Origin of the sequence: Acinetobacter sp. UC24323 (genome assembly GCF_024151445.1) — a bacterium.
GTDB classification, from domain to species: Bacteria; Pseudomonadota; Gammaproteobacteria; order Pseudomonadales; family Moraxellaceae; genus Acinetobacter; species Acinetobacter baumannii.
In genome coordinates this window covers 1-24,690 of record NZ_JAHIBY010000019.1, presented here as the reverse complement: position 1 = coordinate 24,690, position 24,690 = coordinate 1, and the positions used below count along the sequence as shown (strand labels likewise).

Annotated in this window: 23 protein-coding genes; 9 read left to right on the top strand and 14 right to left on the bottom strand. The window is 37.9% G+C overall.

Features of this window, described 5'->3' with window-relative positions; genetic code table 11:
- Positions 1 to 121: 121 nt before the first annotated feature.
- From guaD to KNQ97_RS18270, 6 genes are all read right to left on the bottom strand, one after another.
- Complete coding sequence (gene guaD, locus KNQ97_RS18295; RefSeq protein WP_253612577.1) at positions 122 to 1,447, bottom strand: guanine deaminase; 1,326 nt, start codon at positions 1,445 to 1,447, stop codon at positions 122 to 124.
- Positions 1,448 to 1,503: 56 nt separating this feature from the next.
- A complete protein-coding gene (locus KNQ97_RS18290) occupies positions 1,504 to 2,559 on the bottom strand; it encodes an aromatic ring-hydroxylating dioxygenase subunit alpha (protein WP_253612576.1) in 1,056 nt (351 codons plus the stop codon).
- 290 nt (positions 2,560 to 2,849) lie between these two features.
- Entirely contained in the window at positions 2,850 to 4,010 is a 1,161-nt protein-coding gene (locus tag KNQ97_RS18285) for a glutathionylspermidine synthase family protein (RefSeq protein WP_034129585.1), read from the bottom strand.
- A 21-nt stretch (positions 4,011 to 4,031) separates the two neighbouring features.
- On the bottom strand, positions 4,032 to 4,397 hold the full coding sequence (locus tag KNQ97_RS18280) for a hypothetical protein (RefSeq protein ID WP_001256727.1): 366 nt from the start codon (positions 4,395 to 4,397) through the stop codon (positions 4,032 to 4,034).
- A 187-nt stretch (positions 4,398 to 4,584) separates the two neighbouring features.
- Positions 4,585 to 5,541: a TerC family protein gene (locus tag KNQ97_RS18275; RefSeq protein ID WP_000447698.1), complete on the bottom strand. Its 957-nt coding sequence runs from the start codon at positions 5,539 to 5,541 to the stop codon at positions 4,585 to 4,587.
- 318 nt (positions 5,542 to 5,859) lie between these two features.
- The gene (locus KNQ97_RS18270; RefSeq protein ID WP_000051338.1) at positions 5,860 to 6,456 is read right to left on the bottom strand and encodes an undecaprenyl-diphosphatase; all 597 of its coding nucleotides are present in this window, start codon (positions 6,454 to 6,456) and stop codon (positions 5,860 to 5,862) included.
- Positions 6,457 to 6,591: 135 nt separating this feature from the next.
- Between KNQ97_RS18270 and KNQ97_RS18265 the strand changes: the two genes are divergently transcribed.
- A complete protein-coding gene (locus KNQ97_RS18265) occupies positions 6,592 to 7,842 on the top strand; it encodes a low temperature requirement protein A (protein WP_253612575.1) in 1,251 nt (416 codons plus the stop codon).
- A gap of 70 nt (positions 7,843 to 7,912) precedes the next feature.
- On the opposite strand, the gene mpl is transcribed toward KNQ97_RS18265, so the two are convergent.
- Positions 7,913 to 9,286 carry a UDP-N-acetylmuramate:L-alanyl-gamma-D-glutamyl-meso-diaminopimelate ligase gene (gene mpl, locus KNQ97_RS18260; RefSeq protein WP_253612574.1) on the bottom strand — a complete coding sequence of 458 codons (1,374 nt, stop codon included), beginning with the start codon at positions 9,284 to 9,286 and terminating at the stop codon, positions 7,913 to 7,915.
- 241 nt (positions 9,287 to 9,527) lie between these two features.
- On the opposite strand from mpl, the gene KNQ97_RS18255 reads away from it, so the two are divergent.
- From KNQ97_RS18255 to KNQ97_RS18240, 4 genes are all read left to right on the top strand, one after another.
- Positions 9,528 to 9,890 carry a DMT family protein gene (locus KNQ97_RS18255; RefSeq protein WP_085943970.1) on the top strand — a complete coding sequence of 121 codons (363 nt, stop codon included), beginning with the start codon at positions 9,528 to 9,530 and terminating at the stop codon, positions 9,888 to 9,890.
- Between the two features lie 183 nt (positions 9,891 to 10,073).
- Positions 10,074 to 10,586: a 5-(carboxyamino)imidazole ribonucleotide mutase gene (gene purE, locus KNQ97_RS18250; RefSeq protein ID WP_000994663.1), complete on the top strand. Its 513-nt coding sequence runs from the start codon at positions 10,074 to 10,076 to the stop codon at positions 10,584 to 10,586.
- A gap of 9 nt (positions 10,587 to 10,595) precedes the next feature.
- Positions 10,596 to 11,717, top strand: a complete 1,122-nt coding sequence (locus KNQ97_RS18245; protein ID WP_253612573.1) for a 5-(carboxyamino)imidazole ribonucleotide synthase — start codon at positions 10,596 to 10,598, stop codon at positions 11,715 to 11,717.
- A 688-nt stretch (positions 11,718 to 12,405) separates the two neighbouring features.
- On the top strand, positions 12,406 to 13,698 hold the full coding sequence (locus KNQ97_RS18240) for a lytic murein transglycosylase (protein WP_001252439.1): 1,293 nt from the start codon (positions 12,406 to 12,408) through the stop codon (positions 13,696 to 13,698).
- A gap of 49 nt (positions 13,699 to 13,747) precedes the next feature.
- Here KNQ97_RS18240 and KNQ97_RS18235 read toward each other — a convergent pair whose 3' ends face one another.
- The 6 genes from KNQ97_RS18235 to KNQ97_RS18210 all read right to left on the bottom strand — a co-directional run bounded on the left by KNQ97_RS18235 (position 13,748) and on the right by KNQ97_RS18210 (position 20,284).
- Entirely contained in the window at positions 13,748 to 14,134 is a 387-nt protein-coding gene (locus KNQ97_RS18235; RefSeq protein WP_001985173.1) for a hypothetical protein, read from the bottom strand.
- Positions 14,135 to 14,235: 101 nt separating this feature from the next.
- Complete coding sequence (locus KNQ97_RS18230; RefSeq protein WP_001216196.1) at positions 14,236 to 15,246, bottom strand: M57 family metalloprotease; 1,011 nt, start codon at positions 15,244 to 15,246, stop codon at positions 14,236 to 14,238.
- Positions 15,247 to 15,327: 81 nt separating this feature from the next.
- Positions 15,328 to 16,245: a matrixin family metalloprotease gene (locus KNQ97_RS18225; RefSeq protein ID WP_000714219.1), complete on the bottom strand. Its 918-nt coding sequence runs from the start codon at positions 16,243 to 16,245 to the stop codon at positions 15,328 to 15,330.
- A gap of 333 nt (positions 16,246 to 16,578) precedes the next feature.
- The gene (gene dnaK, locus KNQ97_RS18220) at positions 16,579 to 18,519 is read right to left on the bottom strand and encodes a molecular chaperone DnaK (protein WP_001062605.1); all 1,941 of its coding nucleotides are present in this window, start codon (positions 18,517 to 18,519) and stop codon (positions 16,579 to 16,581) included.
- Positions 18,520 to 18,672: 153 nt separating this feature from the next.
- The gene (grpE, locus tag KNQ97_RS18215; RefSeq protein ID WP_001262789.1) at positions 18,673 to 19,227 is read right to left on the bottom strand and encodes a nucleotide exchange factor GrpE; all 555 of its coding nucleotides are present in this window, start codon (positions 19,225 to 19,227) and stop codon (positions 18,673 to 18,675) included.
- Positions 19,228 to 19,390: 163 nt separating this feature from the next.
- Positions 19,391 to 20,284, bottom strand: coding sequence for a LysR family transcriptional regulator (locus tag KNQ97_RS18210; protein WP_000380236.1), 894 nt, complete (start codon positions 20,282 to 20,284; stop codon positions 19,391 to 19,393).
- Positions 20,285 to 20,391: 107 nt separating this feature from the next.
- On the opposite strand from KNQ97_RS18210, the gene KNQ97_RS18205 reads away from it, so the two are divergent.
- Entirely contained in the window at positions 20,392 to 21,258 is an 867-nt protein-coding gene (locus tag KNQ97_RS18205) for an MBL fold metallo-hydrolase (RefSeq protein ID WP_000765233.1), read from the top strand.
- 391 nt (positions 21,259 to 21,649) lie between these two features.
- Positions 21,650 to 21,880: a hypothetical protein gene (locus tag KNQ97_RS18200; RefSeq protein WP_000733015.1), complete on the top strand. Its 231-nt coding sequence runs from the start codon at positions 21,650 to 21,652 to the stop codon at positions 21,878 to 21,880.
- A 173-nt stretch (positions 21,881 to 22,053) separates the two neighbouring features.
- Here KNQ97_RS18200 and KNQ97_RS18195 read toward each other — a convergent pair whose 3' ends face one another.
- The gene (locus KNQ97_RS18195; protein WP_001274776.1) at positions 22,054 to 22,380 is read right to left on the bottom strand and encodes a hypothetical protein; all 327 of its coding nucleotides are present in this window, start codon (positions 22,378 to 22,380) and stop codon (positions 22,054 to 22,056) included.
- A 210-nt stretch (positions 22,381 to 22,590) separates the two neighbouring features.
- Between KNQ97_RS18195 and KNQ97_RS18190 the strand changes: the two genes are divergently transcribed.
- Entirely contained in the window at positions 22,591 to 23,661 is a 1,071-nt protein-coding gene (locus KNQ97_RS18190) for an alpha/beta hydrolase (RefSeq protein WP_000123589.1), read from the top strand.
- 143 nt (positions 23,662 to 23,804) lie between these two features.
- Positions 23,805 to 24,362, top strand: coding sequence for a peptidylprolyl isomerase (locus KNQ97_RS18185; protein ID WP_016684890.1), 558 nt, complete (start codon positions 23,805 to 23,807; stop codon positions 24,360 to 24,362).
- Positions 24,363 to 24,690 lie beyond the last annotated feature (328 nt).

The window sequence follows — 24,690 nt, the reverse complement described above, 5'->3', positions numbered from 1 at the left end:
AATGACGTTTCATGCACCCTTTGATGGCTGTGAAATTTTATCATTTTGCGGAATATGTCGATCACGCTTTAACGCAATAGCACATATTCCAAATAATAACAAAAACTTAACAATACCTTTTTTATTTGGCTGTTTCTTTTTGATAAGCACGGTTTCCATAAATATAAGTCGCCTCAATATTACGGTCATCACCTAAAGTGAATAATGCAAACAGTGAATCTTCAACAGATTTAGATTTAGACTGGCGAAGTTCCTGTAATGCTGTTGGCTTTAAGTTTAGTACCACAAAGTCTGCTTCTTTACCGACGTTGAAGTTGCCTAACTGATCCTGCAAATCGAGTGCTTTTGCTCCGCCTAGGGTTGCATGATAAAGCGCTTCATAAGCTGAGAGTTTATCACCTTGTAACTGCTGAACCTTATAAGCCTCGTTAACAGTTTGCAGTAAGCTAAACGATGTGCCAGCTCCAATATCTGTCCCTAAGCCTACTTTCACTTGTTTTTCCCAAGTTTTTTTCAATGGAAATAAACCACTGCCTAAGAACAGGTTTGAAGTTGGGCAAAATGCGATAGCCGATTGTGTATCATTCATACATTGCCATTCTTCATCTTCTAAGTGAACGCAATGCGCAAACACAGAACGCTTACCAGTCAGGCCATAATGTTGATAAACATCTAAATAGCCTGCTTGTTCCGGGAATAAAGATTTCACCCAAGCAATTTCATCTTTGTTTTCACTTAAATGCGTATGGACATACACATCCGGAAATTCTTGTTTTAATTGCCCTGCTCTTTCTAATTGCTCAGGCGTAGAAGTCGGCGCAAATCGTGGCGTAATTGCATACAGAGCACGGCCTTTACCATGCCATTTTTCAATGAGCGCTTTAGTGTCGCTGTAAGCCGTTTCTGGCGTGTCACACAACGCTTCAGGCGCATTACGGTCCATAAGTACCTTGCCGGCAATTAAACGCATCTGAACGCGCTCTGCGGCTTCAAATAAGGCATCTACAGATTTGGGATGAACTGTACAGAAAACGAGGGCCGTGGTTGTACCGTGTTTTAAGAGTTCCTGAACAAAGAACTGGGCAATTTCGTTTGCATATGTTTTGTCTTGAAACTGGATTTCAGTTGGGAAAGTATAAGTATTAAGCCAGCTTAAAAGTTGCTCGCCGTAAGCTCCCACCATTTCGGTTTGCGGAAAGTGAATATGGGTATCAATAAAGCCAGGTACAATCAATTGTTCTGGATAATGTTGAACCTCAACTCCAGCAGGTAGATGTTGTTGAGCGTCTGCCCATGCACCAAACCATTTGATTTTTCCATGTTCACTAATCAATACACCATCTTCCAAATAACGTACTTGATTTGGAATATCAGTTGGCTCAGAGACAGTTTGTTGAATATCTAAAAAACGACCACGCACAACGGTGGTATTTGCGATCAATGACATGGAAAGCCTATATATTTTCACTTTTTTCGATTGATTGTACCCCAGTTAGCCAAGATTTAAACGGTATAACGTTTACTTAGTCCCCATTCAGCCAAAATCCTTCGATAAGTCGTTGATGAACGGTCTGCTTCAAAATGTGCTTCCATCATTAGATCAAGCGGTAGTTCTTCTGGCTTTTGTGATTCGACCATATCTTGGTCTTCGGCAAAAATTTGCGCATTAAATGCATATACCTTTTCTAAATCACCTGTTTGGTCAAAGTTACGTGTGAGTGGAACAAATAAGCGGGTTTTATTACTTGAGATAGGACAACAGGCATTTAAAATTTTTAAGATCCCACCTTCTGGAAAATCGACAGTAAGCACGGCAGAAAATGGCGGATAAACCTCAAAAGTACGCTTCCATAAAAAGCCTTCTGGTTCGAGATGTTTCAGTTCATGTGGATAATTACTGACATTGCTGATATAGACCGTTTTTAAGCCATAGTTGGTACGTTCAGTGTGATATTTAGGGACGATAGGATCATCACGATTCGCAAAGGCGTTGTGATGCACCCATGCAAAATGAGCGACATCAATAAACCCTTCAAGCTGACGACCACTAGAACCACCAATATCCACAAAAGGTGGCAAAATCGCTTGATGCTCTGCATCATCCCAAGTATCTAATACAGGAATATTGGCTTTAGCAATATCACGACCATGAATACTGGTCCAAATGAGGCCATATCTTTGCACAACCGGAAATTTGGTCAGAGAAAAACGATCAGAAATTTTAGTTAGTTCGGGCTGAGCTGGTATTTGAGTACATTTCCCTTCAGTGTTATAGCGTAGACCGTGATAAGGACACACAATCTCCTCACCATCGACCCAACCTTTGGTTAAAGGCACGCCACGATGTGGGCAAATATCTCGAACCAGATGAATTTCTCCACTTTCTGTTTTGTATAACGCCATATTGACGTCTAGTAGTGTGACTCTTTGAGGCGCATTAGAGACATCTTGAATACGCGCAACCGGATACCAATGGCTCGATAAAATTTCCCAATCTTTTGCATCAAAACTGCTATTACATGGTAGAGAAAGTGGCGTTAAAGTTGGAATAGCATTCATTGCATTACTCCTTAAAAAAATTAGGGCTCTGACGAGCCCCTAAAATCTAGGCTTTTTTCTTTTTAGGAGATGCAAAGAGCTTGCCAATATTAAATTTTAAGAAAGTAAACCAGAATAAAAAAATTAAAATACATAGAGTTAAATCATTATATTTTTGAATTTTTGTTCTAATTTAGCTTTAAAAGCTAACATTGATTATTCGCTATATATTTAAAATGCACTGATTGACTGCGTCGAAGGCACAATAAAAAAGCACCTAAACAGTGCTTTTTTAAATCTCTATTCGCTTATTACTCGACAAAATAATGTGCTGCAAAGTGGGCATCATTACCAATGATGTCATAACAATCTTCACGAATAGACATGCCTGCACATTGATGTCCAACCATCCATAAACCAAGAGTAGGTAGTTGTCCTGAAAATAATGGGGTGTCTACCCATTTCTGTACGACATACCCATATTTGTCATAGTCATCAAAATAAAAGCTACCAGAAGCCGCGCCTTGGTCATGGCCGTCTTGTAAAACCCGAATATTGGCCCCTTCCCTTGCCAAAATCGGCTTTTTCACCCATTTGCCAGACAAACTTTGTTGCGGGTCATAGGTATGGGTTTCGACCAATAATGGATGATTGGGATAACACTTCCAAAGCTCAACCAGAATCGCTTTATTTGAAAGTAGCATTTTCCAGCAAGGTTCAATCCACTGTGTTTGTGGGTGGATATATTGAGAAAATGCTTCTTCCCAGATCCATTCCCATGGATAAAGTTTAAATATGTTTTGAATGGGCTGGTTATGGAGATCAACAAAATCTTGCCCGTTCCAGCCTATGTTCTCCATAGAAAGCTCGGAAACTTGTAGATGAGCTTGGTAAGCGGTATCCATCAAATACTCGAGATTGCCCCAGTCTTCCCTTCCTGCTTCCTGACAGGCAGCAAAATGCACATGGCTACCACGCGGTAAAATTGTCTTCCAGCGTTTAATCAGGTCTTCATGAATACTATTGAACTGGTCTCGGTTTGCAATGCCCGAGACTTGTTCTATCCACAGCCACTGTGCGACAGAAGCTTCAAGTAAGCCAGTCGGTGTGTCGGCGTTATATTCCAGCATTTTGATATTTCGCCCATCGTAAGCGAAATCAAAGCGGCCATACAGCATCGGAGCATTTTGTTTCCATGAATGTTCAATATGGTTTATGGCTGTTTCTGGAATTTGAAAGTAAGCAGGATAGTTTCCTCGTTGAATGAGGTCTCCTACTACCGATAAACACATCTGATGCAGTTCATTTGCCGCATCTTCGAGTTGTTCAATCTGTTTAAGGGTAAACTCATACGCAACCCCTTCAGACCAGTAAATTGAGCCATCGAGAGAAGGTAAATTAAAATAATCAAAACCAATATTTTGATGCTCCACTTGCCAGTCTGGTCGTGGAGTAAATATTTTTCTTTTCATATTAAGTGAATGCCTAAAGACTTAGCCGCCGAAAGAGAAACCGCTACGACCAAACCCCCCACGTATTGGGGATGAGGAAGACGCGCTTTTCGCCGTACTTGAAATAATGGGGCGACCTACACTCAAATTGCTGTAAGGATGTAAGGTATTTCCGTGATAAGAAACTTCCCGATTATTTTGATAATACGCAGGCCCTAAATAGCGGCTACCGACATAGCTAGAACCATGTCCACTTGAGCTATTTTCTTGTTTACATGTTTCATTATTCCAGTCGCGAGCACAGTCATATTGGTTGTTATATACGTCTTGTACCAAAGGACCATCATTATGGCTACATGCCGTGAGTAATAACGGGACAACGACAAGATTAATTTTTTTAGAACGCATGAGACTCCACACATTTTAATAAATATATTCGGCATAAAATACCGATTAGCTGTTATCTATTATGTTTCTGATTAGGAAAGATAAATTTAAGTTGGCATATGATATTAACCTGTTTTTTTAAAGTACAGTCTCTTTTGAAGATTTAGATAACAAGGCATCTTACATGTAGATGCCTTGTTGTGATGAATTAGGACTGCAATTGCTTTTTGTTGTGTCGTAGAGAAAGGTAAGCAGTGATTGCTAACACTATTACGATAAAGCTTAACGAGATCCAGATTGGCATGTGGAATACATCAAGCAACAACATTTTCGCACCAATGAACAATAAGATGATGCCTAAGCCGTATGGTAAGTAATGCAATTTAGTCGCAGCGCCAGCAAGTAAAAAGAACATTGCGCGTAAACCTAAAATTGCCATTAAGTTCGCCGTTAAAACAATAAACGGGTCGCTAGTTACCGCGAAAATAGCAGGAATAGAATCTACTGCGAAAATCACGTCTGAAGCTTCAACCAAAATCAAAACTAGAAATAACGGCGTTGCCCACAATAAACCGTTTTGACGTACAAAGAATTTGTCACCTTCAAGCTGTGGTGTAATACGCATATGGTTACGTAACCATTTTAAAAGCTTGATATCTTCAATGTTGGTTTCTTCTTCTTGGCCTTTTAAGAACTTAAAGCCTGTATATACCAAGAACGCGCCGAAGATATAAAGTACCCAAGAAAACTCTTGAACGAACCATGCACCAATAAAAATAAACAGGGTACGCAGTACGATTGCGCCTAATACGCCGTAGAGCAAAATTTTACGTTGTAGCGCAGCCGGTATAGCAAACGCTGCGAAAATCATTAACCAGACGAAAACGTTGTCAATTGCGAGGGACTTTTCGAGTAAGTAACCTGCAAAGTATTCCATGGTTTTTTGGTTAGCTAAGGTCACCCCAACTGTTTGTTGTAAGTAAAGCCATAAACCACCACCAAATAAGGCTGCGACGCTTACCCACGCCACACTCCAGTAAGCAGCTTGCTTAATTGAGACATCTTGACCTTGTTTTTGCTTAAAGCCTAAAAAGTCAATCAGAAGCATGACAATGACTATGCCAAAGAATGCTACGTACAGCCATAAATTGCCGATTGTTTCCATAAATCCTCCATACATCCGGCAATTGGGCATAAAAAAACCTCGACCAGTTGCCAGATGAATTAAACATCTGTATCAACATGATCAAGGTCTTGCCTACACCATGAATTTCACGATGCTCAGATACCGACTTTTTAATAAAAGTGTATTGACGATATCTGACACATAACATTGCTGTTATGTTTGGAGGAGGCTACTCCCCTTGTCAAACTAAATTCTGTTTTGGATAAAACATATCCAAGTCCACATAGAATGGCAGATTTTTTTGTATTACGCAACTGAACTTCATGTGGTGGTTTTACTACATAAAAGCTCTAGAGGTTATTTAATCAAACCACGGTCTAAAAGCGGTTTGCATATAATCTGGTAAAGGTGAATAAAGAATGCAGTTAAAGGCGTACCATAAACATTCCAGAAGTAATAACCGGCTGTGTTGACTAGTAACGCGACAATAAAAGCACCCAACATATCTAAAGGGAAATGCACACCTAAATAAATACGTGACCACGCCACCACAAATGACAAAAATAAAAGAATAATTCCAATCATTTTGCGCTGAGCAAATAAATAAGACAGGGCAATGGTGCTAAAAATTAGCATATGATTACTTGGAAAAGACGCTGTTGGCGCATGTTCAATAAAGGTGGTGCCCACACCCATCACAAACGGTCTTGGGTGATGGTAAAACAGAGAAATAACGTAACCGACTAAAAGCGATACACAGGTTAGAAAGACAGATTTAATGACCCTATTTTTTAAATCTTGATCGCCATAAAACCATAAAAATGTAAGTATGAATAAAAGAATATAGAGGAGATCATTAGCAAAAAAGATAGCAAGACGAATGATAAATTGACTCGCATCCTGAGCCCCATTAATGACATGGAATAAGCTAAGGTTGAGTGTTTCTAAAGACATTCATATTCCAAACAAGAACAAAAACGTGAGCTATGATAAAGAATTAAGCTTAAGGTCTTGATAAAGAATTGTCACAAAAATGAAATATAGTTTATTTGTGAGTAAATAATAGACAGTAAGGCTAGATAATTTTTAATGCGTGTTCGGGGCATTAATATTAAAGTGTTAACGTGTTGGCACTTTATTCGAGAACGTTATTTTATGACTACTCAAGAAAAACAGAAAAAATTAAGTTTGAGGCCCCTATCTCCAAGAGATCCAGAACAGCCGCATAGAGCAGCAACTCCCCTCGAATTATTATTCGATTTAATTTTTGTGGTCGCGATTGCAACAGCAGGTCAGCAGCTACATCATGCAATTATTGAAAATCATCTATGGCATGCATTACCAAGTTATCTGATGGTATTTTTTGCGCTGTGGTGGGCATGGATGAATTTTTCATGGTTTGCTTCGGCTTACGATAATGACGATGCATTGTATCGGTGTCTTACCTTTGTACAGATTGTAGGGTCATTGGTCATGGCCGCAGGTATTCCTGATGTGTTCCATAGTCAGGATTTTGACATCATTATTGTCGGCTATGTGATTATGCGTTTAGCTTTAGTCACCCAGTGGCTGAGAGCAGCAAAACATGACCCTGAACGGCGAATTACAGCGTATCGCTATGCCATAGGTATCGTATTGGTACAAATTGGCTGGCTTGTTGCTAACTTTGCTCATGCCCTTTCAATTCCTTTATTTTTACTTCTGGTTGTGGTCGAGTTATTTGTTCCTATCTATGCAGAAAAATATTCGCCTACGCCGTGGCATCCTCATCATATTGTAGAGCGCTATGCCCTTCTTACTATTATCGTTTTAGGGGAATCCATCGTAGGTAGCTTTAATGCCATTCGTGATGCGCTTGCGGCTCAATCTATTAATATTCCGGCTGTTTTTTTAATGATTGGCGGATTAATGTTGATGTTTGCAATGTGGTGGGCTTACTTTGACCGCAGTGAACAGCATCATCATGTTAAAGGTGTACGTCCGTTTGTTTGGGGATATGGCCATTATTTTGTTTTTGTGAGTATTGCTGCGGTAGGTGCTGCGCTTGCCGCCGCCGTGGATGTCACCACGCACCATGCCCATATTTCTGATTTATACATAGGTGTAATTGTCGCGGTGAGTGTGGTGCTTTATACCAGTTGCATATGGATACTTTATGAGTTTCAGTGCTTATCTGGAATTACTAAATGGTTTTATCCTATTACTGCACTCATTATTTTATGTATTCCGTTTATTTGTAATAACGTGGGATATAGCGTGTTTGCGATGGGTATTGTCTATACGTTACGTTTATTCATCTCGAATAAATTTATGGAAAATATAGAGCCAAAACAGGTTTAAAAAATAATTAAACTAAAAAAACGGGTTTCAATTTGAAACCCGTTTTTTATTGAATCATCTGGAGCGCAAGTTAAGCAGCTTTAGCTTTTAATGCGCTCATAAGTTTTTGATGTAAGCCACCAAAACCACCATTAGACATAATTACAACGGCATCACCCTGACCTGCTTCATTGACAATACGTTCAATAATTTCATCAAGTGAACGGCTGACTTGGGCATGGTTAGTCGCAGCTTCAATCACAGGTTGTAAATCCCAATCTAGGCCTTCTGGCTGATACCAAATCACTTCGTCTGCTAAACGAGCAGAATGTGCTAAGCCATCTTTATGGCTACCCATGCGCATGGTATTTGAACGTGGCTCAATAATGGCCCATAAACGACGTTCGCCTAAACGTTTACGTGCGCCATCTAAAGTCGTGTCGATTGCTGTTGGATGGTGAGCGAAGTCATCATAAACCTCAATACCATTGATCGTGCCGAGTAACTCCATACGGCGTTTTACACCGCCAAAGTTAGACAAAGCTTCACATGCCTTTTCAAGCGAAACGCCCACATGCTGAGCGGCTGCAATCGTTGCCAATGCATTCGCTACGCTATGCTGCCCTGTCATGCTCCATTTCACTTCGCCAACAACATTGCCATTTTCGAGTACTTTAAAATGGCTGCCATCAATTGAAATTAATTCAGCAGACAAAGCCGCTTTTTCATTTGCTTCTAAACTTGTACGAATCACTGGTGTCCAGCAGCCCATTTCAAGTACTTCATCAATATGAGTTTCGGTAATTGGCGCAATAATACGGCCTTCACTTGGAATAGTACGAACCAGATGATGGAATTGCTTTTGAATCGCTGCTAGGTCATCAAAAATATCGGCATGGTCAAATTCAAGGTTATTTAAAATCGCCGTTTTTGGATGATAATGAACAAACTTAGAACGTTTATCGAAGAAAGCTGAGTCATATTCGTCGGCTTCAACCACAAAGTATTTGCCACCGCCTAAACGAGCGCTTTCACTAAAACCAAGTGGAACACCGCCAATTAAAAAGCCCGGGTTTAAACCCGCCTGATCAAGTACCCAAGCGAGCATGGTTGTCGTAGTTGTTTTCCCGTGAGTACCCGCCACACCAAGCACATGTTTACCTTGTAAAACGTGATCAGCAAGGAACTGTGGACCAGAAATATATGGCAGACCTTCATTTAGCATGTATTCGACGGCATCTATACCACGTTTCATGGCATTGCCGACAATAACCAAGTCCGGATGAGGCTGTAAATGGCTACGGTCATAGCCTTGCATGAGTTCAATACCTGCATTTTCTAACTGGGTAGACATTGGCGGGTAAACGTTTGAATCGGAACCTGTTACCTTATGTCCTAAATCACGAGCTAAAAGTGCTAAAGAGCCCATAAAAGTGCCACAAATACCCAAGATATGCAGATGCATTGCTCGCCTTCTCCACTGCTTTTGTACACAGTATTAATGTGAATTACTGTGTTTTCATTATTGATAAATTTGCCAGCAACGATAGCAAGGCTCAACTGGAAAAGATAGTCAAAATTCGTTGTTGTTCTATGTGTTTGAGGCGTTCATAAAAGTACAGCTTTATTTTTTAGATTTAAGCTGAATTACAGTTTTATCTTTTATAATATTTTCGATCCATATTAATACTTACATCATCGTGATGATGAAGGATGTGCCTTTGAGCCCAACGGTTTTAGCTTTCGTTCTGTTAATTATTTCTAACTGTTTTATGACACTTGCATGGTATGGGCATCTTAAGTTTTTGCACCACGCACCATTCTGGCAAGCGATTTTATTCGGTTGGGCTATTGCCCTGCTCGAATATAGTTTTATGATTCCGGCAACTCGACTCTTGAGTGACCAAGGTTGGACTTTGGGTGAAATGAAAATTACCCAAGAAGTTGTCACGCTTATTGTATTTGTTCCATTTATGGTGTTGCTATTTAAGCAGCCGTTCAAACTAGACTATGTTTGGGCCATGTTATGCCTGTTTGGTTGTGTCTATTTTGTATTTAGAAGCCAGTAAAATTATCTGAAATTGGGTTTTCAGACAGATCGTTGTTAAATCCATCGGAATCATGCTTTTTCCACATAAACTTGGGCTTTGGGGTGAGTGAAAAAACAGCTATAATATTGGCCTCATCTTTTTCTCTCATGCTTGGCTTGGTACAAGTCGAGTTTTTACCATTTTTACGCTTTGGAAATGCCAATGAACGCGGTCGCAACAGATACCCAACCTTTAGTCGGAATTATCATGGGTTCCCAGTCCGATTGGGCAACGCTTGAACATACTGCCAATATGCTTAAACAACTTGGTGTCCCATTTGAAGCGGAAGTGGTATCTGCTCACCGTACTCCGGACCGTTTGTTTGAATATGCAGAAACTGCGCGTGATCGTGGTATTCAAGTGATTATTGCAGGCGCTGGTGGAGCTGCGCATTTACCAGGTATGTGTGCGGCAAAAACTGATTTACCTGTATTGGGTGTACCAGTTAAATCATCAATTTTAAATGGCGTAGATTCATTACTTTCAATTGTACAAATGCCAGCAGGTATCGCTGTAGGTACTTTGGCAATTGGTCCGGCTGGTGCGACCAATGCTGCGATTATGGCTGCTCAAATCTTAGGTTTAACTCGTCCTGAAATTGCAAAAAATGTTGCAGATTTCCGTGCTGCACAAACTGATAAAGTTGCAAGCAACAATATTCCGGGACAGGTTTAAGAGGCTGAAATGGATAAAACTATCGGTATTTTTGGTGGTGGGCAATTGGGCCGTATGATGGCGCAAGCAGCTTTACCATTAAATATTCAATGTACTTTTTTTGAAGCAAATACAGATTGTCCAGCAGGTGTTTTAGGCCAAGTTTTTTCTAGTCAAGATGAACAAGGTTTAAAGCAGTTTATTGAAAGCGCTGATGTTTTCAGTCTTGAGTTTGAAAATACGCCTGTTGCAGATGTAGATGTGTTAACACAAACTAAAACACTGCACCCTCCCCGTATTGCTTTAGCAACTGCGCAAAATCGTTTGTCAGAAAAAGCATTGTTTGATGAACTTGCGATTCCTGTTGCGCCGTATCGTGCTGTAGATAGCCTAGAAAGCTTGAAAAAAGCTGTTGCTGAGCTTGGTTTACCAATTGTACTTAAGACTGCAACTGGTGGATATGATGGCAAAGGTCAGTCTGTACTTCGTTCAGAAGACCAAATTGATACAGCTTGGGCAGAGCTTGGTCCTGCAAAAAGCTTAGTGGCTGAAAGTTTTGTGAAATTTTCTCGCGAAGTTTCGATTATTGCAGTACGTGGTCAAAATGGTGAAGTGAAGACTTGGCCATTGGCTGAAAACCATCATCACAACGGTATTTTGTCGCACTCAATCGTACCTGCACCGAATAGTGAAGCTCTACAACCTGTTGCTCAAGACTACATTACGCGTTTGTTAAATCATCTCAACTATGTAGGTGTGCTAACTCTAGAGCTATTTGTGACAGAACAAGGCTTATGCGCGAATGAGATGGCACCGCGTGTGCATAACTCAGGCCACTGGTCAATTGAAGGCGCCGTATGTTCACAGTTTGAAAACCATATTCGAGCTGTTGCAGGGCTACCATTGGGGTCAACAGACGTTATTCGACCAACGGTTATGATCAATATTATTGGTCAACATCCTAAAACTGAAGATGTTTTGGCACTAAATGGTGCTCATCTGCATCTTTATAACAAGTCAGAACGTGCTGGCCGTAAATTAGGCCACATTACGTTAATGCCTGTGGATAGTAATGAATTGACGAATTTATGCCGTCAGTTAGCGAAAATTTTGCCAGAACCACTCGCATTAACAGCTGATATGACCATTTAATTAAGTTAAAATTTCTAAAAAGCGATCTTCGGATCGCTTTTTTTGTCTTTTAAATTTAAAAAATTTAAGAAACGTAATGTTGTTCTGCTGTGGATAACTTTTATTAAGCTTTTTGAATTTAAATAAAGGTTCTAATTTTGAATTTAAAAAATGAAATAAGTAGTTTTGGTGGTTTTGAATTTAAAATAAGTTATCCCCAATACTTAAAGTTTGAATTTAAATCTGGTACTCCAGCTTGTGTTTGTTTTGAATTTAAAAAGATGTATGTCGTCTGAATGATATTTTGAATTCAAAACTGCGCCTGACTTTTAAATTTAAAACGTATATTTATGAGTAGCCAAGGGCTTGTACTTCACAAAAGTTATGAAAAGCATAAAGAATATAGTGTGTGAGGCAGTTTAGATGCGTGGTTTTATGAGTTATCCACAAGTGGATTGGGCTTGGATTTTTAAATTTAAAATGAAGTTTTTGAATTTAAATTAGAGGGTAGATTTTGAATTTAAAAATTAATTCATCTTGTGAGGAAAGTTTTAAATTCAAAAATAGAGGGGAAATTTGAATTTAAAACTCTGGAAATGAATTTAAAGAAGTAATTATGAATTCAAATTTACGATTTCTCTCTGAAAAATTTGAGTCCATAATGGTATGGTACTTACAAATTTAAATTTAAAAATTGAACTAGGATAATATGCGACGTTTTTCTTGTATTGTTGGGTCTGTATTTTTGGCGATGACCCAGGCTCAAGCAGAGCTGGTAATTAATGGTTCTACAATATCTAGTAATGCGACTGTTCCAGTAACGAATAGTGATACTTATACGCCTAATAATAATTTCCAGAGCTGTTTGGCAAATTTACGTTCACAGGCTATTGCTGCTGGTGTTTCAGGTAGCACTTATGATCGCTATACGCAAAATTTAACACCAGATTACTCGGTGATTGATAAGTTAAATTACCAACCAGAGTTTTCGACACCGATTTGGGATTATTTGTCTGGTCTGGTAGATGAAGAACGTGTTGCACTTGGAAAACAAAAACTTGCACAACACCGAGATGTTTTAAATCGTGCTTCTCAAGTGTACGGTGTGCCTGCTGAAACCATTGTAGCGGTATGGGGTGTTGAAAGTAATTTTGGTGATATTTCTGGAAAATATCCTTTATTACAAGCTCTTGGGACTTTAAGTTGTGAAGGGCGCCGACAAAGTTATTTTCGTACCGAGTTTTTTGCCACAATGCGTATTTTACAGCGTGGTGACTTAACTGAAGATCAACTTAAAGGTTCGTGGGCAGGAGCATTTGGTCATACTCAATTTATGCCATCAACTTATGAACGCTTAGCGGTTGATTTTGATGGAGATGGCCGACGCGATTTAGTATCGAGTACTGCAGATGCATTGGCATCAACGGCTAATTTCTTGAATAAAGCAGGTTGGCAGACGGGTATGCCTTGGGGCTTTGAAGTTCAAATTCCAGCAGGCATGTCAATTGATGGAGAAGGACGACGCTCGAAAAAACCATTAAGCAGTTGGAGTGCGCGAGGAGTAACACGGATTGATGGTTCGCCACTAATACAAGGTCCTTTGTCTGGTAGTACGCCAGCCGGTTTAATGGCTCCAGCAGGACCAAGTGGACCAGTATTTTTAGTATTTAAGAATTTTGATGCTATTTATAGTTACAACGCTGCGGAAAGTTACGGGCTGGCAATTGCACATTTGTCTGATCGCTTAAGAGGAGCAGGTCCATTTGTTAGCTCTTGGCCAACTGATGATCCTGGTACTTCACGTGCAGAGCGTCGTGAAATTCAGCAATTTTTGATTAATCGTGGCTATGATATTGGTGCTGTTGATGGATTGATTGGCGATAAAACCCGTGTTGCTATTCGTCAGGAGCAAACCCGTTTAGGTTTAAATCCAACAGGACGGGCAGGGCAACAAATTTTACGTGCATTCCGCCAAGAACAAGCACGAAAAATGATGCAATAAAATATTAAATAAAAAAGGTCTGCATATGCAGACCTTTTTTATTGAACAGCTAAACTATAGATTGATCTAGCTTAACTGCTTCCAATATATCAAAAATAACTGAGGTAACATCTTGGCTTAAATCACGGTCATTAAAGATTTCATAAGCAGTAATTGTGACATCTGTATCACTTGGTAGCTGCTTTTGTTCTTCTTCAATTAGGTGCTCGATAGGCAATAATGTCTGCTTAACTTCCAGATGTAAAATATCTTTATATTCAATATTTTCATCTTCAAGCTCAATTTCTTGCTCATTGAAGTAAGGTAATAAAATAGAATGAAGGTAAGGTTTAAGTTCAATAATATCAAATAGTTCGATATCTCGAGTTTGCTCAATCGTACTAATGTGATCATTTACTTCAATCAGGATATGATAATAACTCATCTTGATCTCCATTCTATTTTAGACGGCTCTTACAACCACAATAACATGACTTTGACATGAATTTCGATGTATCTATTTATAAAGTAGATACATCGTATGAGTTCAGTATCTAATTATTGAGGTAAAGCGCTTAATAGATCACGATCAGCATCAGTTAAAATATTACTTTTTTTATCGCTATCTTTTCGAACTGAGTACATTAAAGCACCCGGTTGATCACTATGCTTTAAGCCAAGTGCATGGCCTAATTCATGAGCAATCGTTAAACGTAAATCATCAATAGAACTATATTCATAGATCATGATTTGTTTACCGTTATAAATACCTTTCTTAAATACATCAGCTTGGGCATTTTGCTTAAACTGATTTAATGATTGATTGAATTCATCATTAATCTGGTTAAAGTGAGTAACCTTTTTATTTAAGTCTGCAGCTTGCTGATTATAAGCAGCGATATCTTTCTTTAAAGCAACTGTCTGTTTCTGTAAATCTTTCTGAGTTTTCGAAAGTGATTTTGCAGTGTATTCAGGAGCTAATTTTCCTTCCTTAAACTGCATCATCTGTTGATCAAAATTCTTCAATTTTTCATTTAAGATCTGTTTTTTATTTTCAAGATCCGATTGAGTTTGACTTAAATTTTGCTTCAACTGTTTAATTTGTTGTTGCTCATCAATTACACGTTGTTGGTCTTGTTTGAACTGAGAAGCGATTTTTTGACGCTCTGCTGAACGATTTTGGCTGTCATCGTATACAAGACGAATTTCTAACTTTGCATTTGGGTCATAAGTAAAGTAATTTTTACCTGTACCTTCTTTCCAAATATCAGCAGCTTGCTGTGTAATCTGGATCAATTGCTCTTGACTTAAACCAAAACGAGGGTCAACTTCAGCAATTTTATATGTCAAATGTTGAACATTTTTTTGCTGAACTTGGGTGTGTAGGGGAGTCGCAAGATTAGCATTAGCCTGAAAATTAGAAAAAGCAAAGGCCATGCCTAATAACAAAGAAGTTAAACGCATAATCAAAGGGGGGAGATTTGAAAAAAAACGTATTATAAGAATATAAAATGAAAAATCAATCAAAAAATATACAATTTCGACAAAATAATGAGACTTGTGTCTCATTATTTTTTACCAAATGCCAAATTATTTTTTAGTAAAAATTGAATAGTTTTTATTTTATTTAGTTTATTTAATCAGTTAGTTTTAATGATTTTCGTCATTTGAACCATATAATGTAGCCAATAGATCTAAATCTGAATTTGTTAATTTGAAGTTATGAATATCCTGCTCTCTTAAAAGAGGGTACATCAAAGATTTAGGATCATCGGTGTGTTTTAAACCTAATGCATGTCCAAACTCATGAGCAAGTGTTAGGCGCAGATCATCGAATGAAGTAAAGCCATAAATCTGAATTTGGTTTTGACTAAACAAGCCTTTATGAAAAGTTTTTGAGCCAGAAGTCGTGCTCAAATTAAATTTCTCAATAGATTGATTAAGCAAGCTTTGTTGTTGATTTATTTGCTTAATTTGTCTATTAAGCATTTCTATTTTATTGCTATGTTGAGAAAACTTTGTTTGTAATTCTAACGAAAGCTGGCTTAACTCAGCTTGGCGTTTGTTTAAACTGCTTTGAGTAAATTGCCTATAGTTTCCTTGATTAAAAAGAGATACATCTTTTTGATATAGTTCGAATTTATACTTGAGATTCTCTTTTTCTTTATTCAAAAGAGAGGTTTCCTGATCAATTTGTTGTTTAAATAAAAGAATAGCTTTATTTTTCTCTCTCCATTCTTCCTGCTGCTTTAATAGCTCATTTATACTATTTTTTCTTTCATTTTGAGTAGCTTGTTGATTGTCCAATACTAAATTAATAGTAAGCTCTGCTTGAGAATCATAAATAAAATAGGTTTTCCCAGTTTCTTTTTGCCAAATTTCAGCTGCTTCTTTACCAATTTGAATAAATTGTTCTTTCGTTAATTCAAAACGTGGATCTATATAATCAATCCTATATTTTAAAGGCTGATTAAAAGAAATATTTGATAAATTGCTTTGAGCAAAAGCAGCTACCTGTAAGCTTATACTGAAGTATAAACTTATTCCCCACCATAGAAATTTTTTCATGGCAAAAATAAAAATATAAATAAATTCTTATTGTTAGGATGTAATCCTTATTCGTCAAAGTGATAAAAATGACCAGAGATAGCGATTGTTTTGTGATCTTGCTAAAGAAAGAGAATAAATAAATACATATGTTTGGCATTAATAGAAAAATTAATGGATTTCATAACAGTGATTTTAATTTTTTAAAATATCTATAAATAATAAATAGTTAATTTTTATGATTGACTATTTTGCCCATTAAGTTCATGAAAAAATATATAAAAAATATTATTGTTATTTTTTGTAAATAATAAAAAAACCGCGCCTTCGCGCGGTCTTTTTTAAAGAGACAAATTATTTTTTGTCATCTTTTACTTCAGTGAACTCAGCATCTACAACGCCATCGTCTGCTTTTTGTTGACCAGCATCACCACCTTGGAATGCATTTGGGTCGAAACCTTCAGCACCGCCAGCTTGTTGCGCTTGTTCATAAGCACGTTGAGTGATCGGCATTAAGATGTTTTGTAAAGCTTCAGTTTTCGCTTTGATTGCTTCAACATCATTTTCTTTTGTTGCTGCTTCAAGTTCAGAAACTGCTGTATTTACCGCTGTTTTTTCATCTTCAGTCACTTTGTCACCAAGATCTTTAACAGCTTTATTTGAGCTTGAAATTAATGCATCAGCTTCGTTACGAGCTTTTGCAAGTTCTTCAAACTTACGGTCTTCTTCAGCATTTGCTTCTGCATCTTTAATCATCGCTTCGATTTCAGCATCAGATAAACCTGAGTTTGCCTTAATCTGGATCGATTGCTCTTTACCAGTGCTCTTGTCTTTTGCAGACACTTTCAAGATACCGTCAGCGTTAATATCGAAAGATACTTCAATTTGTGGCACACCACGTGGAGCAGGTGGGATGTCACCTAACTGGAAGTTACCCAACAATTTGTTTTGTTGAGCCATCTTACGTTCACCTTGGTAAACTGAAATATCTACCGCTGGTTGGTTATCAGCAGCAGTAGAGAACACTTGTGATTTCTTCGCAGGAATCGTTGTGTTTTTCTCAATGATTGGTGTTAATACACCACCCATTGTTTCAATACCTAAAGTTAATGGTGTTACGTCAAGAAGCAATACGTCGTTCTTGTCACCAGACAATACAGCACCTTGAATTGCGGCACCGATTGCAACTGCTTCGTCAGGGTTCACGTCTTTACGTGGTTCTCTACCGAAGAATTCTTGTACTTTTTGTTGTACAAGTGGCATACGAGACTGACCACCAACTAAGATGACGTCAGAGATGTCAGAAGTCGAAAGACCAGCATCTTTAAGAGCAATCTTACAAGGTTCGATAGTACGAGCAACTAAATCAGCAACTAAACCTTCAAGTTTTGCACGAGTTACGTTGATCACTAAGTGTTTAGGACCAGTCGCATCAGCAGTGATGTATGGAAGGTTGATTTCAGTTGCATTCGAAGAAGAAAGCTCGATTTTTGCTTTTTCAGCAGCTTCTTTCAAACGTTGTAACGCAAGTGGATCGTTTTTCAAGTTTACGTTTTGTTCTTTCTTGAATTCTTCAACCAAGTATTCAATTAACGCGTTATCGAAGTCTTCACCACCAAGGAAAGTATCACCGTTAGTTGATAACACTTCAATTTGTTGGTCGCCATCAAGATCCGCGATTTCAATGATAGATACGTCAAATGTACCACCACCTAAGTCGTAAACTGCAACTTTACGGTCGCCTTCTTTTTTGTCCATACCGAACGCAAGTGCAGCAGCAGTTGGTTCGTTAATGATACGTTTAACATCTAAACCAGCGATTTTACCCGCATCTTTAGTTGCTTGACGTTGAGCATCGTTAAAGTAAGCAGGAACAGTAATTACAGCTTCAGTTACTGTTTCACCTAAATAATCTTCTGCAGTTTTTTTCATCTTTTTCAAGATTTCAGCAGAGATCTGTTGAGGTGCTAGTTTTTTATCGTTTACTTCAACCCAAGCATCACCGTTGTCTGCTTTGATGATTTTATAAGGTACAAGACCGATGTCTTTTTGTACTGCTTGATCTTCATAACGACGACCAATTAAACGCTTGATCGCGAATAATGTATTTTTAGGATTTGTTACTGCCTGACGCTTAGCGCTTTGGCCCACTAAGATCTCGCCATCTTTATACGCAATGATCGATGGAGTTGTACGTGCGCCTTCTGCGTTTTCGATTACTTTTACTTTATCGCCTTCAAGTACAGCAACACATGAGTTGGTAGTACCTAAGTCAATACCAATAATTTTTGCCATTTGGTGTGTTCCTCTAAAATTCTGTTGCAATGTTTTTGCTTGTTATTCGATATGAGAGTCAATCGGTTTTTTTCAAGCATTTTTATGAAAAAAAATCAAAAAACTCTCAAATTCTTGGGCTTTTAGCAAAGAGATGCTTTGCTTTTGCTCATTTTATTGACCAACCATAACCATAGCAGGGCGCAATAAGCGGCCATTTAAGGTATAGCCTTTTTGTAAAACGGTACCGATTTCATTTGCTTTTGCATTTGGATCAATGCCAACAGCTTGGTGTAAATCTGCGTTGAAACCATTTTGAGTATCAGCTTCTACAACGCCAAATTTCTCAAGAGTCGTTAAAAGTGACTTTAAGGTTAACTTAACACCTTCAAGTACAGGCGTTTCTTCATCGCCAGCTGCCTGAATTGCGCGTTCTAAATTGTCGACAGAGTCCAACAATTCTTTTGCAAATTTCTCAAGCACAGTCTCTTTATGCTTCTCAGACTCACGCTGAATACGCTCTACACTTTTTTGTGCTTCGTAAACTGCATTGGCAGTACGAGCTTTTTCAAGCTTAAGATTTTCTTCTAGTTTAGTGATTTGCGCTTGTAAAGATTCAACGGTAACGTCGTTTGCTTGCTCTACACCTTCAGCCTGAGTTTGCTCGTTAGATTGCTCAACTTGCTCATTTTGAATGTCTTGAGCTTGCTCGTTTTGCTCATTAGCCATTGATGATCTCCGTTTAAATGGGTTTTTAAACATGTACAGTCCTTTTTGGCATCAGTATTTACTGTGTAAAACCTGAACTGCCATGCATATGCTGTAATTCATTAATAGGGATGAAGTATGGGCATTGCCTAAAAATTCAAGCGTACACGGCAATTTAAAGCTTTTAATTTTGCGGTTTTAAGTAAAAATCTAAATTTTCGATCATAAAAGCTATAAATTCTTGAGTGATTCGGGGTAAATGTTGTCTAGAAGCATACACGACCGACAAGCTTAACTCCGGAGCCGTAAAATTTTTAAATAAAGCTTTTAAGCGTTTTTCTTTTAAATCTTTCTCAACTAATAATGTAGGCAACATTGCAACTCCCTGTGCATGTAAGCACATATCATAAAGTGCATTCACATCATTACTTTTAAAAGTGACATTTAGAGGATAGTTCTGAGGTTGTTGTTCATTATCAAAAAGTGTCCAGAATTGATGCTGGCTATGATGTGCAATACATTCGTGTTGAATGAGTTGACGAGGATGGAGTAGGGGACTGTGCTGTTTTAAATAATCAGGATGAGCACAGAAAACGGATTCGATTTGACAAACTGGCCGTGCAATTAAACCATCTGCGACTTTTTGAGTAATCCGTAGTGCCAAGTCCACTTGTGCATCTATAAGATCAATCGTGCTTTCAGTCAGGTATACATCAAACTGAATATGAGGATGCTGTCTCTTAAATTGCCGAATACATTCCGCAACCCCAAGTTCAAATAGAAATAATCCGCATGTAAAACGGATTGTACCGTTGTGTTGTTCAGGCGCTGCGAGTTCTTGTAAAAGTTGTTGCTGCTGTAAAATATTTTCGCAGTAGAGCAGAGCTTTTTCACCTGCGGGTGTAAGAGAGATTTTTCGGGTATTTCTCTGAAATAGTCGAGTTGAGAACGTATGTTCAAGATGCTCAAGATAACGCGAAACCATTGCACGAGAATAATTAAGATGCTCTGCGGCTTTAGTTAAATTACCGTGTTGTGCAATAGAAACAAAGACCTGAATGGCTTTTAAAGTATCCATATGTCTAGCTATTGTTACAATATATGCAACAGTTTATCTTAAATTAGTGCATTTATCTTACATAAATTGCAATTTAAAGTGTTCTTCATGAAACAGGAGAATACCTAATGAAATTATTTAAATTATCCGCTTCCGCACTTGCTACTGCTACAGCATTAACTATGGCTCAGTCAGCTTTAGCTCAAGATCTGAAAATTCAGAGTTTTCTGGCTAAACCAGAGCACTTTGGTGTCACCTCAACCTTAATAGAAGGCGACAAAGAAGTTTTACTGGTTAATGCACAATTCTCAAAATCTGAAGCATTACGTATTGCTGCAAATATTCTCGATAGCGGTAAAACATTAAAAACTATTTTCGTAAGCTATGGCGACCCGGATTATTATTTCGGCTTAGACGTATTTAAACAGTATTTCCCAAATGTACAGATCATTGCTACGCCGGAAACAGTAAAGCATATTCAGGATACTCAAGCGCTTAAAGTTAAATATTGGGGGCCACAAATGGGCGCAAATGCACCTAGCCAAATTATTGTGCCTCAAGCTTACACTGCTAAAACTTTAAAACTTGAGAATGAGTCAATCGAAATTAAAGGTAAAAAAGAACTTACTTATTTATGGGTTCCTTCTGCAAAAGCAGTTGTGGGTGGTATTCCGGTATCTTCAGGTATTCATTTATGGATGGCAGATACACCTAAAACCAAAGATCGTGTGGAAGTCATTCAATCTTTAGAAAGCATCAAAGCACTCCAACCTAAAATTGTTGTACCTGCTCATATGGTTGAGGGAGCTCCACAAGGTTTAGATGCTGTTAACTTTTCGATTAACTATTTAAATAGTTATGAAAAAGCAGCTAAAGCAACTAAAAATGCTACTGAGCTGAGCAAGCTCATGCAGAAGCAATATCCAACGCTTCAAAGTGTTGATAGCTTAGAGCTCGGCGCTAAAGTGGTAAAAGGTGAAATGCAGTGGCCATAATCTAATGTTTAAGCCATATTAACTTTCAAGAAAGCCGTGACAATTCACGGCTTTCTTACAGAAAAATCGATTTTAAAAGTCAAAAAGCACTGTAACAATCTACGCAACTTGTATTGCGTTTCTATAAAGGGAAATATTTTGAATATATCTGTCAAATAGAGAAAAAATACAAAATTGATAAAATTAAACAAGTGTTTATCTATAGTTTCATTTATAAAATAATATAGTTGATTTAAGAAAGTAATTTTAATAAAAAATTGCAGAATTTGTACCGCTATTACTACAAAAGACAACCAATGATACGCACGTTAAGAAAAAAAATTGTGAATTATAGGCAGCGCGAAGATGAACTTTGCATTTAAATGTTTGTCGTAATGAAAGGAAAGCTATCATGAAAAAATTAGGTCTTATCTCTGTAGTACTTGCTGGTGTTGCATTTACAGCTGTTGGTTGTGCATCAGAAGCTGGTTTAAACGCTTCTGGTTCTGCTCAAACAAGTGCTAGCCCATCTGGCGTACAAGCTGGTGTTGGTGTAGATGCAGGTGTTTCTGGTCAAGCTCAACCAGGTCAAGTTGATGCTGGTGCTTCTGGTTCAGTTTCAGGCTCTGCAACTGCTCAGTAATTTGCTGCTAAAAATAAGAGATATGAGTTTATAGAACGTATATGTTCAAGATGCCGATACATATATGAAATGAGCTGCTACTCATTTTTCTATAAATTAGAGAGAATTTATATTCCTCAAAAAAGCCCCAAGAGACTTATTGCTTTGGGGCTTTTTATATAGAAGTAGTATGTTTAGTCATCATGACGATAATCTCTATGATCATGATCTCGGTCTTCTAAGCGTTTCTTCTCCCATTCACGGTGTCGTTTTTCCCATTCACGACGATCCTTTTCCTGTTCGCGAATATCTTTGCGTTGTTGTTCATATAATCTTTTACGCTCTTCCCAACGTTTGCGTTCCCACTCACTATATCGACGTCCATCGTTACGGTCATAACGATCGTCGTCATGATCATGGTAACCATAACCACCGCGATAATAAGGATCATCTGTATAAGCAACACAGCCTACAGTTAAAAGACTGGTTGCTAACAAAGTAACAACTAGTTTTGCTGACATAGCAGTACCTCTTTTTGTCTGTTAACAATAATTGGCAAAAAAGTCCTGTTTTAAACGACAGATTTGTTAATGACATTTGCTATAAATCAGATTAGCGTAGATTGGTTTTTACCTTTGTATCTTGATTGCATGAGTTGTATGCGAATATAGTCAAACAACAAAGAATTCTGTAGAAAATATGAAGGATAAGAGGGATTCAAGGAGACAAGCATGACAGCATTTAATCAAAAAATTCAAACATTGCTAGATAAGGGGCAAGGTCCTGCTGCTCGAGCACTTGATAGGTTACCTAGACTAGCTCAAGAGTCTCTCGCTAAAATTTTAGGATACTCTTATCAATATCCAGATCTCGATTCATTTACGAAATGCATGATGGCTGTGCAAATTAAACAGGGGAGAGTGGGATTTATTGGTTCAGACCCGATTGAATCAAGAAGAGCATTCGATGCACAAATGCAGGCCATACGCCAAAAACCAACTGATATTGAGTTAGTAGAAGATATTCGCTTACCCCTACAAAGCGGAACTATCTTTGCTAGGCATTATCATCCTGCCCCTAACAAAAAATTGCCATTGATCGTGTTTTATCATGGAGGTGGTTTTGTTGTAGGTGGTTTAGATACTCATGATGAGGTTTGTCGCTTATTAGCAAAATATGCAAAAGTACAGGTGCTCAGTATCGACTATCCTTTAGCACCTGAAGTTTCACCACAACATTTAATTCAATCGTGTGAAGATGCATTAGCTTGGGTTTATCAAAACCGCAGACAATTAAAAATATTAAAAAGTAGAATTGCTGTCGCAGGGGATAGTGCTGGCGGAAATATTAGTACTGTTGTAGCGCAAAGATCAGTAAATAAAGCTTATGCTCCACAGGCACAATTATTGATTTATCCTACAGTCGACTTCAAAAGCAGACATCCTTCATTCTATGCTTATAACGAAGGGCTAGTCTTAACAAATACTGATATTGACTATGTCACTCAATATTATGCAACGCATCATAATGTAGAACTTGATGATCCAATAATTTCTCCTACCTATGGCAATCTAAAGAAAAACCCGCCCGCTTTTGTGATTACAGCGGGGCATGATGTCTTACATGATGAAGCTAAAATATATAGTCATAAGTTAAGACAAAATGGCGTGAAAATGCATTATGAAGAATTTCCGGATCAGACTCATGGCTTTATTAACCTGACTCCGATTTCTAGAAAAGCAAAACGTTATACGATCGAAATTAGTAAAAACTTTAGAAAGTTTTGGGATAAAAATAGTTAAGTAAGCTGATTAATCCATGTTTCACGTGGAACGTGGATTAATATAAAAGCTATATAAAGCTATTAATAAATACTCACTAGAATTGTTTGCCGTAGGCGATTAGATTTAACGGTTAATTATTTATAAAGTTGTTGTAGGGCAATATGAAAAAATTACTGATGTTGTTGTGTTTAGGAGTAAGTAGTCACTCAGTGTGGGCGAATACCTTAGTTGAGATGCAAACAAATTTAGGCAACATCGAAATAGAGTTATATGATGATAAAGCACCAATGAGTGTGAATAACTTTAAAGGCTATATAAAATCTGGTTTTTATAAAGAGACCATCTTTCACCGTGTCATTCCAGGATTTATGGCTCAAGGTGGCGGAATGACTACGAACATGCAGGAAAAGACAACACGAGCACCTATTAAAAACGAAGCAGGAAATGGTATTGCAAATACACGAGGTACTTTGGCGATGGCCCGTACTTCAAATCCTGATTCAGCAACTAGCCAGTTTTTTATAAATGTTGCAGACAATAACTTTCTTAACCGTTCACCAGGAAATCCCGGATATGCTGTTTTTGGTAAAGTGGTCAAAGGAATGGATGTAGTTGACCGTATTGTTCAGGCTCCTACATCAAACTATGGCATGCATCAAAACGTACCAAAACAACCTATAAAGATAGTAGATATAAAAATCAAAAATTCTCAAAAATAAATTAACCATATAAATCAGTTATTTAATTATTTTTAAAATTTTATTTGGCTGAAAAAGAACCGGTCGAGCGCGCATATTTATAAAAGTGCTTGCGTACCGGTTTTTTTTCCCTATAATGCACTCATCCCGACGCGATACACGAGAATATCTTAGCTTACAGGGTTAAGATGAAGGTTTTGTATTGCGTTGAATTCTGTCTCTGATGAGGAGCAGAAAAATCATTAAGAGAATTGAAGAACAACTTGTGTGGATTTTTACTGATTGATTAATCGAAATAATTTTCATTGATTGATTGGTTTAAATTACTCGAAGTTTATTTGAGCGAAAT

Excerpts from the sequence above, each read along its gene's own strand:
- KNQ97_RS18270 (WP_000051338.1), bottom strand. The coding sequence starts at position 6,456 with ATGTCTTTAGAAACACTCAACCTTAGCTTATTCCATGTCATTAATGGG.
- KNQ97_RS18205 (WP_000765233.1), top strand. The coding sequence starts at position 20,392 with ATGAAATTATTTAAATTATCCGCTTCCGCACTTGCTACTGCTACAGCA.
- KNQ97_RS18275 (WP_000447698.1), bottom strand. The coding sequence starts at position 5,541 with ATGGAAACAATCGGCAATTTATGGCTGTACGTAGCATTCTTTGGCATA.
- KNQ97_RS18240 (WP_001252439.1), top strand. The coding sequence starts at position 12,406 with ATGCGACGTTTTTCTTGTATTGTTGGGTCTGTATTTTTGGCGATGACC.
- KNQ97_RS18280 (WP_001256727.1), bottom strand. The coding sequence starts at position 4,397 with ATGCGTTCTAAAAAAATTAATCTTGTCGTTGTCCCGTTATTACTCACG.
- KNQ97_RS18285 (WP_034129585.1), bottom strand. The coding sequence starts at position 4,010 with ATGAAAAGAAAAATATTTACTCCACGACCAGACTGGCAAGTGGAGCAT.
- KNQ97_RS18255 (WP_085943970.1), top strand. The coding sequence starts at position 9,528 with ATGAAGGATGTGCCTTTGAGCCCAACGGTTTTAGCTTTCGTTCTGTTA.
- guaD (WP_253612577.1), bottom strand. The coding sequence starts at position 1,447 with ATGTCATTGATCGCAAATACCACCGTTGTGCGTGGTCGTTTTTTAGAT.
- dnaK (WP_001062605.1), bottom strand. The coding sequence starts at position 18,519 with ATGGCAAAAATTATTGGTATTGACTTAGGTACTACCAACTCATGTGTT.
- KNQ97_RS18185 (WP_016684890.1), top strand. The coding sequence starts at position 23,805 with ATGAAAAAATTACTGATGTTGTTGTGTTTAGGAGTAAGTAGTCACTCA.
- KNQ97_RS18245 (WP_253612573.1), top strand. The coding sequence starts at position 10,596 with ATGGATAAAACTATCGGTATTTTTGGTGGTGGGCAATTGGGCCGTATG.
- KNQ97_RS18210 (WP_000380236.1), bottom strand. The coding sequence starts at position 20,284 with ATGGATACTTTAAAAGCCATTCAGGTCTTTGTTTCTATTGCACAACAC.
- KNQ97_RS18195 (WP_001274776.1), bottom strand. The coding sequence starts at position 22,380 with ATGTCAGCAAAACTAGTTGTTACTTTGTTAGCAACCAGTCTTTTAACT.
- KNQ97_RS18200 (WP_000733015.1), top strand. The coding sequence starts at position 21,650 with ATGAAAAAATTAGGTCTTATCTCTGTAGTACTTGCTGGTGTTGCATTT.
- purE (WP_000994663.1), top strand. The coding sequence starts at position 10,074 with ATGAACGCGGTCGCAACAGATACCCAACCTTTAGTCGGAATTATCATG.
- KNQ97_RS18225 (WP_000714219.1), bottom strand. The coding sequence starts at position 16,245 with ATGAAAAAATTTCTATGGTGGGGAATAAGTTTATACTTCAGTATAAGC.
- grpE (WP_001262789.1), bottom strand. The coding sequence starts at position 19,227 with ATGGCTAATGAGCAAAACGAGCAAGCTCAAGACATTCAAAATGAGCAA.
- KNQ97_RS18190 (WP_000123589.1), top strand. The coding sequence starts at position 22,591 with ATGACAGCATTTAATCAAAAAATTCAAACATTGCTAGATAAGGGGCAA.
- mpl (WP_253612574.1), bottom strand. The coding sequence starts at position 9,286 with ATGCATCTGCATATCTTGGGTATTTGTGGCACTTTTATGGGCTCTTTA.
- KNQ97_RS18290 (WP_253612576.1), bottom strand. The coding sequence starts at position 2,559 with ATGAATGCTATTCCAACTTTAACGCCACTTTCTCTACCATGTAATAGC.
- KNQ97_RS18230 (WP_001216196.1), bottom strand. The coding sequence starts at position 15,246 with ATGAGACACAAGTCTCATTATTTTGTCGAAATTGTATATTTTTTGATT.
- KNQ97_RS18265 (WP_253612575.1), top strand. The coding sequence starts at position 6,592 with ATGCGTGTTCGGGGCATTAATATTAAAGTGTTAACGTGTTGGCACTTT.
- KNQ97_RS18235 (WP_001985173.1), bottom strand. The coding sequence starts at position 14,134 with ATGGAGATCAAGATGAGTTATTATCATATCCTGATTGAAGTAAATGAT.